Source organism: Actinoplanes sp. NPDC049802, from assembly GCF_040656595.1.
In the GTDB taxonomy this organism is placed as follows: Bacteria; Actinomycetota; Actinomycetes; order Mycobacteriales; family Micromonosporaceae; genus Actinoplanes.
Map to the genome: position 1 here is coordinate 89,371 of NZ_JBFAMR010000013.1, position 15,272 is coordinate 104,642.

Here is a 15,272-nt window from a genome sequence, read left to right on the forward strand (position 1 = left end):
CGGCCCCGTCCGGCCCGCCGGGCAGGCGCACCCAGCACACCGACGGCGCGCCCTGCCGCCCTGGCGTCCAGGCGTCCTGTCGCCCCGCCGCCCTGGCGTCCTGGTGTCCAGGCGTCTTGGCGCACCCCTGGCGTCTTGGCGTCCTGTCGCACTGGCGTCCTGGCACCCTGGCACCCCGGGGTCCTGACGTCCTGGCGCCCCGTTGCCTCGTCGCACTGGCGTCCTGGCACCCTGGCACCCCGGGGTCCTGACGTCCCGGCGCCCCGTTGCCTCGTCGCACTGGCGTCCTGACGTCCTGGCGCCCGGTGGGCGGAGGGCCGGCGTGCAGAGCGATGTGTGCTCGGAGAACACGACACCCGTAGTGGGTGTGACGACACCCGTTGCGGGTGTCACGTCTGCAGAACACAGATGGCCGAAATCCGTGTCCCGTCTCCCCGGACGGGAATTCGTCTCCGCGTCCGCTGCCAGCCGGTGAACGTGATGGTGATTCCGTGCGACGGCCGGCCGGGGCCACACGGCGGAGTTCACGGGGCAGCGTCAACAGCGATCGCCGAGGAGCCACCGCGACCGGCCGGGTCGCTTCGCCGGCCTTGCCCAACGACGAGCACACCGCTCAAACAATGCCGTCCACATGCGCAACCACCGCAACGGACGGATCTTCACCGGTCTTGGACCGCCGACCGCCGTCGCCGACCGCCGTCGCCGAATCCCTGATCCAGGTCCGGTTTCCGCTACCCGGCACCCACGTCGTGCGGCCTGGCAAAGCGGGGCCGGACCGGATATGCGCTGGTAGCGAGCCTTTACTGATAAGCCAGCAGGGTCAGGGCTGCCTCACGTGCGTTGAGGCAGCCCTGGCCTGCTGGCAGAATCGCTCGCCCTCGCCCCGCCCGCGCCGGTCAGGTGGGCGCGCACAGCGCACCGATCGCGTGCCCGGACCGCCGCTGTGACACCCGTGAACGACCACGCAGAGCCTTACGTGCGCGCCGGCCGGCACCTACCGGCCGCGGGAAGGCACGGAGAACAATCGGCCATCAGCGTCAGCGCTGCCTCGCGTACTGCAAGACGCCGCTGACGCCCAGCCGGGGGCGGCGTGCACCGTACCGTGGAAGGCTGTTTATGATCTTGCCGCGTGATCCATAGAAAACTGTCCTTAGTGACAGCAATAGGATTGATCGCGGCCTCCGCGTGCCTCGGCGCCACCCCCGCGCTCGCCGACGAACCCGAGACCGAACCGCCCGTCGTCGAACTGGTTCTCGACGTCAGCGGGTCGATGAAGGCCGCCGACGTCGACGCCGGCGAGACCCGGATGACCGTCGCCAAGCAGGCCTTCAACGAGGTCGTCGATTCGCTGCCGGAGACCACCCAGCTGGGCATCCGGGTGCTGGGCGCCACCTACGCCGGCAAGAACAAGCGGCTCGGCTGCAAGGACACCCAGCAGATCGTCCCGATCGGCACGGTCAACCGGGTCGCCGCCAAGAACGCCATCGCCACCCTGAAACCGACCGGCTTCACCCCGATCGGCCTGGCGCTGCGCGAGGCGGCCGCGGATCTGGCCGGCACCGGCTCGGTACGCCGCATCGTGCTGATCACCGATGGTGAGGACACCTGCACGCCACCGGACCCGTGCGACGTCGCCCGCGAACTGGCCGCGCAGGGCACCGAGCTGGTCATCGACACGCTCGGTCTGGCGCCCGACGAGAAGACCCGCAAGCAGCTGGTCTGCATCTCGCAGGCGACCGGTGGGACGTACGCCTCCGCGCAGAGCGAGGAGGAGCTGACCGACCGGATCAAGCAGCTCGTCGACCGGGCCGCGCTGCCGCCGCCGGTCACCCCGGCCGCGGTCACCGGCGCGAAGGACTGCGCCAAGGCGCCGCTGCTGGCCGCCGGTGTCTACTCCGACCGGGAACTGATCGGCGAGCACCGCTACTACCGGGTCGCCGTCGAATCCGGTGACGAGCTGCGCGCCTCGGTCAGCGTCGCGCTGGACCGCCCGCTGAACCGGGACTACGGCGTACTGATCAAGGCGGCCACGATGGACGGCCGGGAGCTGGTCCGCGGCGTGGACGCGAGCAGCGGCCGCGCCGACGTGATCTCGGCGGGCCTGCGCTGGTCCGGCGACGAGGAACCGGACCTGTCGGCGACCTCCGACATCTGCCTGGAGGTCAGCAACTCGTTCGCCTCGGCCACCGCGGCGGGCGCCCCCGGCATGCCGGTGGAACTCACCGTCGGCCTGGCCCCGGCCTCCGACGCGCCGGACGCGCCCGGTCTGGGCCGCGGCTGGCTGCTGCTGTTCGTGCTGGCGATCGCCGGCCTGGTGGCCGGAGTGCTGGCCGGCTGGCTGACCCGCTGGTGGGTCGCCAAATGGGGAGTGAACTGATCATGCGAGCACTGCCGGCCCTGGCCGCCCTCGGCTTCATCATGCTGCCCACCCCCGCGTTCGCCGACCCCTCGGAGGACCCGAAACCGGCCGCCGGAATCCACACGGCGGGCACCTCCTTCCTGACCGCGGTGACCATCGCCGCCGGTCAGCCGGTCAACGTCGCCGCGGTCACCGGCGACTACCTGTACTGGTCGTTCCCGGCCGAGGCCGGGCAGCGCCCCGAACTGGCGGTCAGCGTGGATCTGCCGAAGTCCGGCGACCGCACCGGCGCCCAGTCGTGGACCGTCGAGGTGTTCGACGGGCTGCGACGGCGGCAGGCGTGCGTGGGCGGCGAGCAGAGCCCGGTCGCCGCCGTCTCCGACACCGAGCTCACCCTGGGCTGCCGGCTGCGGCAGGTCCGGTCGTGGGCCGAGCCGTGGGACGGCGACCCGCTGCCGGGCACCTACTACGTACGCCTGTCCAGCACCGACCTGCCGGAGAAGGACCTGGGCCTGCCGATCGACGTGAAGCTGAGCCTGACCGCGCCGACCGGTGACACCGGCGCCGACCAGGGCGAGCTGGCCGCTCCGCTGGTGCCGGACAACCAGCCGGGCGAGGTGCTGACCGCCACGCCCGCCGTGGAACAGGTCGAGGAGAGCGAGGACAGCCAGTTCTACATCTCCGCGGACTGGCTGCCGGACTTCTCGTCCCGGTGGGTGTGGACGGTGACCGGTGGCGTGATCGCCGCGATCACCGGCCTGATCGGGTTCTCCTGGACCCGCAGGCGCCGGGCCTGACCGTTGTCGAGGGGGCCGTGCGGCCCCCTCGAAACGTCACAGCTTGTCGAGCTGGGTGACGACCATCGCGACGGCGAAGAAGCCGTAGAAGCCGATCGCCACGAGCATGCCGCCGAGCCGCCAGCCCCGCATCCGCACCGGCGCCGGCAGATCCCGGATGTTGAGTCTCACCAGCAGGATCGAGTAGAGCAGCGTCACCACCGAGGCCGCGCAGGTGGAGACGATCAGCAGGCCCAGCGGCTGGGTGAAACCGGCCAGCAGGATGATCGAGCCGAGCACGATCTCCGCCCACACCACGGTCAGGTAGAGGCGGGGCTCGGTCCAGCGCGCCGAGCCGGCGAGGTAGTTGCGGCGCAGGAAGTCCGACGCGACCCGGCCGATGACGTCGAGCAGGCCCATCGCGGCGGCCCACAGCGACACCGCGGCCACCGCCAGGAACAGCAGCTTGAGCCAGACGCCGACCTCGTCGGCGAAGATGTCGCCCTGGATCCGCAGGAACGACGGGTCCGACGTGAGGTCGCCGCGGCCGAACAGCGTCTCGTAGGCGAGCAGGCTCATCACACCGATCGTCACGAAGCAGACCGCCACGAACGTGATCAGGTGCTCGATGTTGGCCCGCTTCCACCACACGTTCCAGCGGCTCAGCGAGGTGTCGTCCATCGGGAACCCGTACCGGTCGGCGCCGCCGGAGGCCTCGACCCGGCCGGTGATCGGGGAGATCAGCCGGGGGACGTGCGCGCCCATGCCGTACCGCTTGTCACGGATCCAGTTGCTCAGCACCAGATTGTGCACACCACCGGCGCCGGCCGCGCCGATCGCGCTGAGCAGCATGGTGAAGGTGATGCCGTCCGGGATCCGGCCGAACTCGGTGACGATGGCCTTCGCGCCCTCGCCCCAGGTGCTCAGCGAGATCACGAAGATGACCACTACCAGCAGGAAGAACAGGGTCAGCGCGACCTTGGCGACCTCGACCCGCTCGACGGTCTTGTAGACCACCTTGGACAGCGACAGCAGCACGCCGATGATCGCCAGGGTGGCCACCGTGATCCAGACCGGGTCGCCGCCCCCGATCAGATAGGTGAAGACGGTCGAACCGCTGGTCGCCCAACCGGGCCAGACGTACTGGAAGGCGCCGGCCAGGCAGATGATGACGCCCCAGCCCTTCCACCAGCGGGAGAAGCCGGCGACGACGGTCTGCCCGGTGGCCAGGGTGTAGCGCTCGATCTCCATGTTGATGACGAACTGCACGGCCAGCGTGGTGAACGCCAGCCAGAGCAGGCCCAGTCCACCGAGGGCGGTCAGATACGGCCAGAGGATGATCTCGCCGGCCGCCATGCCGATGCCGACGGCGACGACGCCGGGCCCGACCATCCGGCGCAGCGAGAGGGGTTCGGGCAGTTCACGAGTGGTGGTCTCGGTCAACATTGCCGCTCCAGGATCTGGGAGAGATGAAGCAACATCCGCGCGATATCGGGGGTACGCCCGGTGAACAGCTCGAACGCCGCGGCGGCCTGGTAGGCACACATCGCTGTGCCGCCGATCGTCCACAGGCCGAGGGCGCGGGCGGCACGCAGCAGCTCCGTCTCCAGCGGCATGTAGACGATGTCGGCGACCCACAGGCCACGGTGGAGCGACTCTGCGGGAAGCGGCGTCCCCGGGTGGTGGCGCATGCCGACCGGGCTGGCGTTGACCAGCCCGTCGGCGTCGGCGAGCAGCTCCGGCACGGCCTCGGTGGCGTGGACCGCGCCGAGACGGTCGGCCAGCTCCCCGCCACGGTCGGCGTCCGGATCGACGATGGTGAGACGTTGCGTGCCCAGCTCCCGCAGTGCGTGACCGCAGGCGGCCCCGGCGCCGCCCGCACCCAGTTGCACGACGTGGCGGACGGCCGCGCCCGGCATGCCGGCCCGGAAGGACTCGGCGAACCCGTACGCGTCGGTGTTGTGCCCCTGCCGCCGCCCGTCCCGGAAGACCACGGTGTTGACCGCGCCGATGTCGCGGGCCTGCGGGGACAGAGCGTCGAGGTGTTTGATCACCTGCTGCTTGAAGGGGTGGGTGATGTTGAGCCCCGCGAAGCCGGCGCGTTCGGCCTCGTCGAGGAGCCGTTCGAGATCGGCGGGGTTCCCGGTGTCGAACAGCGTGTAGGTGAGTCCGATGTGGTGGTGGCGCCCCTCGGTCTCGTGCAGCGCCGGTGACAGCGACGTGCCGATTCCGGCTCCGATCAACCCACACCGGCGAGCCACCATATTCCGATCTCCATCTTTAATGTACGAACTGGTACGTTAGTTATCGGGTGTGACGGCGGACACTGTCAACCCCCACGGCAGACTTGCCACATGACGCAGGAGAAAACGGTGACGGCACGGGTGGGAGAACGGCGGCGCGACGCTGAGCGCACCCGCACCGAGATCGTCGACGTGGCCACCGAGGAGTTCGCCGAGAGCGGCTACAGCGGCGCCCGGGTCGACGAGATCGCCGCCCGGACCCGCACCACGAAACGGATGATCTACTACTACTTCGGCGGCAAGGAGCAGCTCTACCTGGCCGTTCTCGAGCGGGCGTACGCGGAGATCCGGGCCGCCGAACGCGCCGTCGACGTCGACCACCTCGACCCGGTCGCCGCCGTCCGCCGCCTCGCCGAGATCACCTTCGACCACCACGAGGCACACCCGGCCTTCATCAAACTCGTCAGCGTCGAGAACGCGCAGCACGCCAAGCACATGACCCACGTGGCCCGGCTCGTCGACCTGAACAGCTCGGCCGTCGACCTGCTCAGCCGCGTCCTCGACCGGGGCCGCGAGGAGGGCACGTTCCGCGACGACGTCGACGCCCTCGACGTCCACATGATGATCAGCTCGTTCTGCTTCTTCCGCGTCGCCAACCGCCACACCTGGGGCGCGCTCTTCGACCGGGACCTGCTCGACGAGTCCCGCCGCGAGCACTACCGCACCATGCTCGGCGACCTGGTGACCGGCTACCTACGAAGGTGAGGTCCGATGCGCCGGTCGATCGCTACGGTTTGTGTTTCCGGCACCCTTGACGACAAGTTGACGGCGGCGGCCGCGGCCGGTTTCGACGGCATCGAGATGTTCGAGAACGACCTGGTGGTGTCACCCAGGTCACCGGCGGAGATCCGGCGCCGGTGCGCCGACCTCGGCCTGAGCATCGACCTGTACCAGCCGTTCCGCGACTTCGAGGCGGTGCCCGGCGAGCTGCTCAAGGCCAACCTGGAGCGGGCCGAGCGGAAGTTCGGCGTGATGGCCGAGCTCGGTGTGGACACCGTGCTGGTGTGCTCGTCGGTGTCGCCTGCCGCCGTCGACGACGACGACCTGGCGGCCGCACAACTCGCGCTGCTGGCCGACCGGGCGGCCGGGCACGGCATGCGGGTCGCGTACGAGGCCCTCGCCTGGGGCCGTCACGTGTCCACGTGGGACCACTCGTGGCGCATCGTCGAACAAGCCGATCACCCGGCGCTCGGGCTGTGCCTCGACTCGTTCCACGTGCTGTCCCGCGAGGTTCCACCGGACGGCATCGCCGGCATCACCCCCGGCAAGATCTTCTTCCTGCAGTTGGCGGACGCGCCGCACCTGCGGATGGACGTGCTCCAATGGAGCCGCCACCATCGGCTCTTCCCCGGTCAGGGCGCCTTCGACCTGCCCCGCTTCGTCTCCCTGGCGCTCGCCGCCGGCTACGGCGGACCGCTGTCGCTGGAAGTCTTCAACGACGTCTTCCGCCAGTCCGACCCGGCGCGCACCGCGGTCGACGCGATCCGCTCCCTCACCCTCCTCGAAGACCGCCTCGCCGCCCTCGCCCCCAGCACCACCGCTGCCCCCACCGACCGGTCCGCCACCTCGGTCACCCCCACCGACCGGTCCGGCGCTCGCCGTCTTCCCTCCGCGCCGAGGCTGACCGGGCACGCCTTCACCGAATTCGCCGTCGACGGGCGGTCCCGGCCCGAGCTGCGATCCGCCCTGCGCGGACTCGGTTTCGCCCACACCGGCCAGCACCGCACCAAACCGGTCGAGTTGTGGGAGCAGGGCGCCTGCCGAATCGTGCTGAACAGCGCCGTCACCCAACCGGGCCCCGCCGCCATCAGCGCGTTCGCGGTCACCTCCGAGAATCCGCCACTCTCCCTGGCCCGGGCGGAGGCGCTGTCCGCCCCGGCCCACCCCAACGTGCGCGAACCCGGCGAGGCCGAACTCGCCGCGATCACCGCCCCCGACGGCACCAACGTCTTCGTCACCCATCCCGGTGACGACTGGCGCTCCGACTTCCTGCCCACCGGCACGGCTCCGGGCCCCGGCGCCGGCCTGCTCACCGTCGACCATCTCGGCCTGGCCCAGCCGTTCGACCACTTCGACGAGGCCGGCCTCTTCTACCACTCGGTGCTCGGCCTCGATCATCTCGCCACCGAGGAGTTCGCCGCCCCGTACGGGCTGATGCGCTCACGCGCCGTGGCCGATCCTGATCGCAACGTCCGCCTTGCCCTCACCGTGGCCCTGCTCCGTCGCGGCGACTGGGCGCCCGGCGTGGCCGACCCGCAGCACGTGGCTTTCACGACCGCCGACCTGATCGCCACCGCCGGGGCGCTGACCCTGCCGTCCCTGCCGGTCCCGGCGAACTACTACGACGACCTGGCCGCCCGCTTCAACCTCCCCGCCGACTACGTGGCCACCCTGAGCCGGCACGGCATCCTCTACGACCGCGACCCGTCCGGCGGCGAACTCCTCCACCTCTACACGCCGGTCCTCGGCGGCCGCGTCTTCTTCGAGATCGTCGAACGCCGCCACGGCTACGACCGCTTCGGCGAATCCAACGCCCCGGTCCGCATGGCCGCCCAACGCCACCGCCGCCTCAGCACGGCCTGAAAAAGCCGAACACCCCTTTCCGGTACGCGTGTCCCCGCCCCGCAAGACGGGGACAGTCCCGCCGAGCCACGCGATCATCTGCCGGGTCAAGCCTTTGCCGCGTCCGCCGGGCTGAGCCTGATCGGGCGGCTGGCGCCGCACGGGCCACCGGGTCCAGGTGGCCCTCAGTGCTGCCGCAGACCTCCGGAGACAATCCCCACAACCAGCCGGCCCAGAACGCTGCCTCCAAACCCTGAAACAACCCCCCACGACCAGCCGCCCCCACCGAGCTCAGCCCGGCGGGGGCGGCAAAGGCTTGACCCGGCAGGTGGTCGCTCGGCTCGGCGGTCCGGGGTCATCTGCTTTCGGGGGCTTTCCCTCCCGTACCGGAGATGGGTTGAACGGGTTGGGGGCGACGGATCGCGGGGCCGCGGTTCCACCAGAGCGAGAGGGTGACGCCCGCGGTGACCAGGAGTGTGCCGAGCAGGAGGAACCAGGCGCTGATCTCGACGTCTCGTCTGGTGAGGCCGAATTCGCGGGGCAGGTCGGCGAGGACGTCGGTGAGCTGTTCGGCGTCCTCGGCCTTGAAGTAGCGGCCGCCGCTCAGGTCGGCCACCTGGGTGAGGGCCTCCTCGTCGATCTCGCGGTTGCCGCCGCCCCGGCCGCCGCCTAGACCGCCGCCGAAGTTGCCGCCGCCGAAGGCCGAGTCGCCGCCGATCTGGTCGGCGGTGCAGATCATCTGCTGTGGTTCGGTGGTGCCGAATCCGATCGTGTAGACGCGCAGCCGGCGGGCCGCGGCCTGTTCGGCGGCGGTGACCGGGTCGACGCCGGTGGTGTTGGAGCCGTCGGTGAGGACCACGATGGTGTCCGGCTGGTAGTCGGCCGGGGTGCCGCCGGGGGTGGTGGTCTCGCCGAGTTCGGCGCCGGTGCCGGCCACCTCCGGGTTGATCTCGGCGATCGCGTCGATCGAGGTGAGGATGGCCTGGCCGATGGCGGTGCCGCGGCCGGTCTTGAGGTCGTCGATCGCCTTCAGAAGCGGTGCCTTGTCGGTGGTCGGCGCCACCAGCAGGCCGGCGATGCCGGAGAAGGCGACCAGCCCGATGCGGGTGCCGCCCTCCTGCGCCTCGACGAACTCGCGGGCCGCGTCGACGGCGACGGCGAGCCGGTTCGGGGCGATGTCGGTGTTGCACATCGAGCCGGACACGTCGATGGCCAGCAGGATCGTGGTGTCGTTGGACGGTACCGAGACCGACGCCTGCGGCCGCGCCACGCCACCGGCCAGGGCGAGCAGCCCGGCCAGGAACAGGTAGACGGGGATCTTGCGGCGCCAGGCGGTGCGGCCGGGCAGGGCGGCCCGGATCAGCGCGATGCTCGACACCGTGACGGCGGCCCGCTTGCGGCGCCGGTTCAGCCACCAGCGGGCGGTCAGCAGGAGCGGTACGGCCAGGACCGCCAGCAACGCCCACGGCCAGCTCAGCGACATCAGACGATCCTTCCGTTCCAGCGGACACCCAGCAGCCCGCCGAGGGTGAGCAGCAGCAGGGCCGCGGCGGCGAACGGCGCGGTCAGCTCGATCGGCTCCTTCTCGGTGGTGAGCCGCAGATCGATCGAGCCGGTGCTGGCGGCGAGCGCGGCCGCGTCCCCGGCCGGGTGGTACGTCCCGCCGGTGACCTGGGCGACCGTCGTCAGCAGCGTCTCGTCGAGGGCGGTGGCCAGTTGGAAGCCGTCCACCTCGACGGTGCCGCCCTCGGCGGTGCCGACGCCGACCGTCTGGATCCGCACTCCGGCCGCGGCGGCCAGTTCGGCGGCGGCCTGTACGTCGGGTCCACCGGTCTCCTCGCCGTCGGAGAAGACGACGATCGTCGCCGACGGCCAGTAGCCGAGGTCCTGTGTGGTGGGTGCGGCACCTTCGGCCGGAAGGTTGACCGGTTTGCCGGTGATGGTGCCGAGCGCGACCAGGATGGCCTTGCCGAGGGAGGTGCCGCCGCTGGGCGACACCCGTTCGATCGCGGCGATCGCGGCCGCGTGGTCGTCGGTGGGCGCCTGGGTGAGCAGGGCCTCGCTGCCGAAGACGAGCACGCCCACGTCGACGGTGTCCGGCTGGTCCTCGACGAAGCCCTTGGCGGCTTGCTGGGCGGCGGCCAGCCGGTTCGGGGCGACGTCACCGGCCGACATGCTGTTGGAGATGTCGAAGGCGAGCAGGACGGTGCCGGCGACCCGGGGGACGGCGATCTCGGCCTGTGGGCGGGCCAGGCCGGTCAGCATGACCGGGAGGGCGGCCAGGAGCAGCGCGTACGGCAGATGCCGTCGTACACCGCTCTTCTTCACGGCGCTGAATCCGGCCGCCGCGAGGGCCTGGTCGCGCCGCCGTTGCAGCGCCACGTAGCCGGTGATCGCGGCCGCCGTCAGCAGCACGGCGACGACGGTCACGGCCGGGTGGAGGAAGGTCATCGGCGCCTCCGTCCGGATCGGCGGACCATGTCCACCAGGGTGGCGAGCATGTCCTGGTCGGTGGTGATCCGGTGGGCGTCGACGCCGGCTCTGCGCATGCCCTCGGCGAGTTCGTCCTCCCGGGCGCCGACCTGTTCGGTGAGCCGGGCCCGCAGCAGCGGGTCGCTGGTGTCGACGAGCAACTGTTCGCCGGTCTCGGCGTCCTCGACGAGGATGAGGCCGAGGTCGGGCAGTTCGAGTTCGGCCGGGTCGACGACGCGGATGACGACGACCTCGTGGCGGTGGGTGAGCCGGGCGAGCGGGCGGTCCCAGCCGGGGTCGCCGATGAAGTCGGACATCACGAAGACGAGGCCGCGCCGCTGTGCGGTCGTCGCCGCCGCCAGCGTGAGCATCGCCGTCAGATCCGTCGTCTGATCCGATTTTTTCGGGAGATCTGTGGTCAGGTCGCGCGCTATCCGCAAGACCTGATCCCGCCCCGTACGCGGCGGAATCACCCGGTGTGACCCGTTGTCGAAGAGGATCGCCCCGACCCGGTTGCCCCCTTGCGAGATCAACCGCCCGATACTGATCGCCAGGTCGGAAGCTGTCGACTCCTTACCCGCGCCGGCACCGAAGCGCATCGACGCCGACCGGTCGATCACCAGCCAGGCGGTCATCTCGCGATCCTCGGTGTACAACCGGACGAACGGCTCGTCCACGCGCGCCGTCACGTTCCAGTCGATGTGCCGGACGTCGTCCTCGGCCGTGTAGGCGCGCAGGTCGGTGAAATCCAGCCCGGCGCCGTGCCACACGGTCCGGTAGGAACCCTGCAGGCGCCCGTCCAGACGCCGCCCGAGCTTCCACTCGAGGCGCCGCAGCAGCCGCTCGGGGGCCGATGTCATCGAGTCCGGCCCGCCGGCTCCGGGAACGACAGGTTCGCCACGATCTTGGAGATGATCAGGTCGGCGGTGACCTCGTCGGAGAGCGCCTCGTAGGACAGCACGAGCCGGTGCCGGAGCACGTCCAGGGCCAGGTCGCCGAGGTCCTCGGGCACCACGTACTCGCGGCCGCGGATGTAGGCGAGGGCCCGGGCGGCGAGCACCAGGCTGATCGAGGAGCGGGGGCTGGCGCCGAAGGTGACGTACCGTGCCAGGTCGGTGAGCCCCACCCGGGCCGGGTCGCGGGTGGCGTGGGCCAGGTTGACCGCGTACTCGATCAGGGACGGATCGACGTAGACCTTGTCGACCTCGTCCTGGAGCCCGGTCAGGATCGCCGGGTCGATGATCCTCTGGATCGCGGCGGCCCGGCCGAGCGCACGCTCCACCACCACGAACTCCTCGGTCACGCTCGGGTAGCCGACGACCACCTTCATCATGAACCGGTCGACCTGGGCCTCGGGCAGCGGATAGACGCCCTCGTTCTCGATCGGGTTCTGGGTGGCCATGACGAGGAACGGGCTGGGCAGTCTGTGGGTCTCCCGGCCGATGGTGACCTGCCGTTCCTGCATGGTCTCCAGCAGCGCGCTCTGCACCTTGGCGGGCGCCCGGTTGATCTCGTCGGCCAGCAGCAGGTTGGTGAAGACCGGCCCGAGCTGGACCTGGAACTCGCCGGTCTGCTGGTTGTAGATCCGGGTGCCGACGATGTCCGCGGGCACCAGGTCGGGGGTGAACTGCACCCGGTGGAAGTCACCGCCGATCGCCTCGGCCAGGGACTTCACGGCGAGCGTCTTGGCCAGTCCGGGCACGCCCTCGACCAGGATGTGCCCGCGGGCCAGCAGCGCCACGATCAGCCGTTCCAGCAGGTTGTCCTGGCCGACGATGGTCTTCTTGACCTCGTACAGCACCTTCTCGATCGGGCCGGCGGTGGCGGGCGGGGCGTCGGTCCAGCTCATGCGTCCATCGCTTTCGTAGTCAGAGGGGTGGTGACTGGCCGTCGCCCTCACCGGAGCCGCCGAGGGCGGCGCCGATCGGCACGGCGAACCCGATGCCGATGAAGGTGCCCGCGCCGCTCGGGTTGGCCAGCGCGATCACGATGCCGATCACCTGCCCGCGGTCGTTGATCAGCGGACCGCCCGAGTTGCCCGGGTTGACCGCCGCGTCGAACTGGATGAGGCCCTCGATGTCCGGCTCGCCGTCGTCGCCCTTCATCTCGCGCGCGAGGCCCGAGACGACGCCGCTGGTGGTGCTGAAGGTGAGGCCGAGCGGGTTGCCGATCGCCACCACGTCGTCGCCGACCCGGGCGGCGCCGCCGAGCACCGCCGGGACCAGGGTCTGCGGCAGTGCCCGCGGGGTGAGCGTGGCGATGTCGCGCGCCGGGTCCTCGCTGCGCAGCTGGGCCTCGGCCTTGGTGCCGTCGGCGTAGGTGAGCCGGATCGACTCGGCGCCGTCGACCACGTGCAGGGCGGTGAGCACGGTGCCGTCGGCGTTGGCGATCACGCCGGTGCCGGTGCCGGCCTCGGCCCGGTTGCCGGAGTCGTGCCCGGTGGTCTCGACGAGCACCACCGAAGGGGTGAGGGTCTGGTAGATCTGCGCCACGGTGAGGGGCCCGTCGGAGGCGGAGGGCGCGGCCGACGGGGCGGCCCCGGCGGGCACGCCGTCGTCGCCCCCACCGCGGACGGCCACCAGCGCCGTGATCGCCACGGCCCACACCACGATCGCGCCCACGAGCGCCCTACGGCGCAGGTCAGCGGCGTTCCATCGGCTCTTCCGCTCCTCCGGAGGGGGCTCCGGCGCCTCGGCGCCCTCCGGGCGGAGCACCGTCATCACGGCACGACCGCCACACTCAGCATTTCTCGACCCTAGAAGCGATTCCTAGGAATTCGCCAAGAGACTGCTCACGGTTTCCGGAACGCAAGATCACCCATAAGCTTACGAAGCGGACTTAGGCGGGGAGTTCCCTACCCGGGTACTCGCGGGTAGCGTGTTCCGGCGAGGGGGAATGCCATGAGCACGACTCAGCGCAAAACCACCGACGTTTCCGAGAAGCAGGCCCGCCAGACCGCGGAGGCCGCCCGCGAGTCCGAGTGGACCCGGCCCAGCTTCGGCAAGGAGCTGTTTCTCGGCCGATTCCGGCTGGATCTGATCGATCCGCCACCCGCGGCGCAGCCGCGGCCCGAGTTCCTGGACCGGCTGGAGGAGTTCCTGCGGTCCGAGGTGGACGGCGCCCGCATCGAGCGGGAGGCGCGGATCCCGGACGAGGTCTTCCACGGGCTCGCCCGGCTGGGCGCCTTCGGCATGAAGATCGACGAGGAGTTCGGCGGCCTCGGCCTGTCCAATCTGCACTACTGCAAGGCGCTGACGATGACCGGCTCGGTCAGCGCGTCGGTGGGCGCGCTGCTCTCCGCGCACCAGTCGATCGGGGTGCCGCAGCCGCTCAAGCAGTTCGGCACGGAGGCGCAGAAACGGGCGTTCCTGCCCCGGCTGGCGGCCGGTGAGGTGTCCGCCTTCCTGCTCACCGAACCGGACGTCGGCTCCGACCCGGCCCGCCTGGGCACCGTGGCGGAGCCGGTCGAGGGCGGCTTCCGGCTCAACGGGGTGAAGCTGTGGGCCACCAACGGCACGGTCGCCACCCTGCTCGTGGTGATGGCCCGGGTCCCCGGGAAGGGGATCACCGCGTTCGTGGTGGAGGGCGACGCGCCCGGCATCACCGTCGAACGGCGCAACGCGTTCCTCGGCCTGCGCGGCCTGGAGAACAGCGTGACCCGCTTCCACGACGTGTTCGTCCCGGCGGAGAACGTGATCGGCGGTCTCGGCAAGGGCCTGCGGATCGCGCTGACCACCCTCAACACCGGCCGGCTGTCCCTGCCCGCGATGTGTGTGGGCGCGGGCAAGCGGGCACTGGCGATCGCCCGCGAGTGGTCGGCCGACCGCGTCCAGTGGGGCCGCCCGGTCGGCGACCACGAGGCGGTGGCCAAGAAGATCGCGTTCATCGCGGCGACCACCTACGCCATGGAGTCCATGCTGGACCTCTGCTGCCGGATCGCCGACGACCACCGCAACGACATCCGGATCGAGGCCGCCCTGGTCAAGCTGTTCGCCAGCGAGATGGCGTGGCTGGTGGCCGACGAGCTGATCCAGATCCGCGGCGGCCGCGGCTACGAGACGGCCGAGTCGCTGGACGCCCGCGGCGAGCGCGCCGCCGAGGCCGAGCAGATCCTGCGCGACCTGCGGATCAACCGGATCTTCGAGGGCTCGACCGAGATCATGCACCTGCTCATCGCGCGCGAGGCGGTCGACGCCCACCTGTCGGTGGCGGGCGACATCATCGACCCGGAGGCCGATCTCGGCCGCAAGGCCCGCGCCGGGGCGCGAGCCGGGGCGTTCTACGCGCGCTGGCTGCCCACCCTCACGGTCGGTCAGGGTCAGAACCCTTCGGCGTACGGGGAATTCGGCCCCCTGGGGCACCATCTGCGATACGTGGAACGCACCTCGCGGCGGCTGGCCCGGTCCACCTTCTACGCGATGTCCCGCTGGCAGGGCCGGATGGAGCGCAAGCAGGCGTTCCTGGGCCGGATCGTGGACATCGGCGCGGAGCTGTTCGCGATGGCGGCGGTGTGCTCGCGGGCGCACGCCGAACGCGACGGCCGTCCCGCCGGCCGGGAGCTGGCCGACCTGTTCTGCCGGCAGGCCCGGCTGCGGGCCGAGGCACATCTGTCCGCGCTGTGGGACAACACCGACGCCCTGGACGCGAAGGCCGCCGAGCGGGTGCTGCGCGGGCGGTACGCGTTCCTGGAGGAGGGTGTGATCAGCCCGCCGCCGGACAAGCCGTGGGTGGCGGCGTGGGAGCCCGGCCCGGCGACGGTCGAGGACGTCCGCCGCCGGATCCCGCCACCACCGGACTGAT

General features: G+C 71.0%; 12 protein-coding genes. 5 read left to right on the plus strand and 7 right to left on the minus strand.

The window, feature by feature from the left end:
- Positions 1-1,129: 1,129 nt before the first annotated feature.
- Positions 1,130-2,377 (plus strand): VWA domain-containing protein, encoded by a 1,248-nt coding sequence (locus tag AB0I88_RS12330; RefSeq protein WP_361021836.1) that lies wholly within the window; start codon positions 1,130-1,132, stop codon positions 2,375-2,377.
- Positions 2,378-2,379: 2 nt separating this feature from the next.
- Complete coding sequence (locus tag AB0I88_RS12335; protein WP_361021839.1) at positions 2,380-3,156, plus strand: peptidase; 777 nt, start codon at positions 2,380-2,382, stop codon at positions 3,154-3,156.
- A gap of 36 nt (positions 3,157-3,192) precedes the next feature.
- On the opposite strand, the gene AB0I88_RS12340 is transcribed toward AB0I88_RS12335, so the two are convergent.
- Together AB0I88_RS12340 and AB0I88_RS12345 are read right to left on the minus strand one after the other, a co-directional pair.
- Entirely contained in the window at positions 3,193-4,581 is a 1,389-nt protein-coding gene (locus AB0I88_RS12340; protein ID WP_361021842.1) for an Nramp family divalent metal transporter, read from the minus strand.
- Positions 4,575-5,399, minus strand: coding sequence for a shikimate dehydrogenase (locus AB0I88_RS12345; protein WP_361021845.1), 825 nt, complete (start codon positions 5,397-5,399; stop codon positions 4,575-4,577). Before AB0I88_RS12345 ends, AB0I88_RS12340 begins: the two co-directional genes overlap by 7 nt.
- A 90-nt stretch (positions 5,400-5,489) precedes the next feature.
- Between AB0I88_RS12345 and AB0I88_RS12350 the strand changes: the two genes are divergently transcribed.
- Together AB0I88_RS12350 and AB0I88_RS12355 are read left to right on the plus strand one after the other, a co-directional pair.
- Positions 5,490-6,143, plus strand: a complete 654-nt coding sequence (locus AB0I88_RS12350) for a TetR/AcrR family transcriptional regulator (RefSeq protein ID WP_361021848.1) — start codon at positions 5,490-5,492, stop codon at positions 6,141-6,143.
- A gap of 6 nt (positions 6,144-6,149) precedes the next feature.
- Positions 6,150-8,021 (plus strand): TIM barrel protein, encoded by a 1,872-nt coding sequence (locus AB0I88_RS12355; RefSeq protein ID WP_361021851.1) that lies wholly within the window; start codon positions 6,150-6,152, stop codon positions 8,019-8,021.
- Between the two features lie 334 nt (positions 8,022-8,355).
- Here the strand turns inward: AB0I88_RS12355 and AB0I88_RS12360 are convergent, their stop codons facing one another.
- From AB0I88_RS12360 to AB0I88_RS12380, 5 genes are read right to left on the minus strand one after another with little or no spacing between them, the layout of a single operon-like run.
- Positions 8,356-9,483, minus strand: coding sequence for a VWA domain-containing protein (locus AB0I88_RS12360; RefSeq protein ID WP_361021854.1), 1,128 nt, complete (start codon positions 9,481-9,483; stop codon positions 8,356-8,358).
- Positions 9,483-10,451, minus strand: coding sequence for a VWA domain-containing protein (locus tag AB0I88_RS12365; protein WP_361021857.1), 969 nt, complete (start codon positions 10,449-10,451; stop codon positions 9,483-9,485). The genes AB0I88_RS12360 and AB0I88_RS12365 overlap by 1 nt, the downstream gene beginning before the upstream one ends.
- Positions 10,448-11,332 (minus strand): DUF58 domain-containing protein, encoded by an 885-nt coding sequence (locus AB0I88_RS12370; protein WP_361021860.1) that lies wholly within the window; start codon positions 11,330-11,332, stop codon positions 10,448-10,450. Before AB0I88_RS12370 ends, AB0I88_RS12365 begins: the two co-directional genes overlap by 4 nt.
- Positions 11,329-12,321, minus strand: a complete 993-nt coding sequence (locus tag AB0I88_RS12375; RefSeq protein ID WP_361021863.1) for a MoxR family ATPase — start codon at positions 12,319-12,321, stop codon at positions 11,329-11,331. Before AB0I88_RS12375 ends, AB0I88_RS12370 begins: the two co-directional genes overlap by 4 nt.
- Positions 12,322-12,340: 19 nt before the next feature.
- The gene (locus AB0I88_RS12380) at positions 12,341-13,192 is read right to left on the minus strand and encodes a trypsin-like peptidase domain-containing protein (protein ID WP_361021866.1); all 852 of its coding nucleotides are present in this window, start codon (positions 13,190-13,192) and stop codon (positions 12,341-12,343) included.
- 180 nt (positions 13,193-13,372) lie between these two features.
- Here AB0I88_RS12380 and AB0I88_RS12385 point away from each other — a divergent pair, with 180 nt between their 5' ends.
- Positions 13,373-15,271 (plus strand): acyl-CoA dehydrogenase family protein, encoded by a 1,899-nt coding sequence (locus AB0I88_RS12385; protein WP_361021869.1) that lies wholly within the window; start codon positions 13,373-13,375, stop codon positions 15,269-15,271.
- The last annotated feature ends 1 nt before the right edge of the window (position 15,272 follow it).

Excerpts from the sequence above, each read along its gene's own strand:
- AB0I88_RS12335 (WP_361021839.1), top strand. The coding sequence starts at position 2,380 with ATGCGAGCACTGCCGGCCCTGGCCGCCCTCGGCTTCATCATGCTGCCC.
- AB0I88_RS12340 (WP_361021842.1), bottom strand. The coding sequence starts at position 4,581 with ATGTTGACCGAGACCACCACTCGTGAACTGCCCGAACCCCTCTCGCTG.
- AB0I88_RS12345 (WP_361021845.1), bottom strand. The coding sequence starts at position 5,399 with ATGGTGGCTCGCCGGTGTGGGTTGATCGGAGCCGGAATCGGCACGTCG.
- AB0I88_RS12350 (WP_361021848.1), top strand. The coding sequence starts at position 5,490 with ATGACGCAGGAGAAAACGGTGACGGCACGGGTGGGAGAACGGCGGCGC.
- AB0I88_RS12355 (WP_361021851.1), top strand. The coding sequence starts at position 6,150 with ATGCGCCGGTCGATCGCTACGGTTTGTGTTTCCGGCACCCTTGACGAC.
- AB0I88_RS12360 (WP_361021854.1), bottom strand. The coding sequence starts at position 9,483 with ATGTCGCTGAGCTGGCCGTGGGCGTTGCTGGCGGTCCTGGCCGTACCG.
- AB0I88_RS12365 (WP_361021857.1), bottom strand. The coding sequence starts at position 10,451 with ATGACCTTCCTCCACCCGGCCGTGACCGTCGTCGCCGTGCTGCTGACG.
- AB0I88_RS12370 (WP_361021860.1), bottom strand. The coding sequence starts at position 11,332 with ATGACATCGGCCCCCGAGCGGCTGCTGCGGCGCCTCGAGTGGAAGCTC.
- AB0I88_RS12375 (WP_361021863.1), bottom strand. The coding sequence starts at position 12,321 with ATGAGCTGGACCGACGCCCCGCCCGCCACCGCCGGCCCGATCGAGAAG.
- AB0I88_RS12380 (WP_361021866.1), bottom strand. The coding sequence starts at position 13,192 with ATGACGGTGCTCCGCCCGGAGGGCGCCGAGGCGCCGGAGCCCCCTCCG.
- AB0I88_RS12385 (WP_361021869.1), top strand. The coding sequence starts at position 13,373 with ATGAGCACGACTCAGCGCAAAACCACCGACGTTTCCGAGAAGCAGGCC.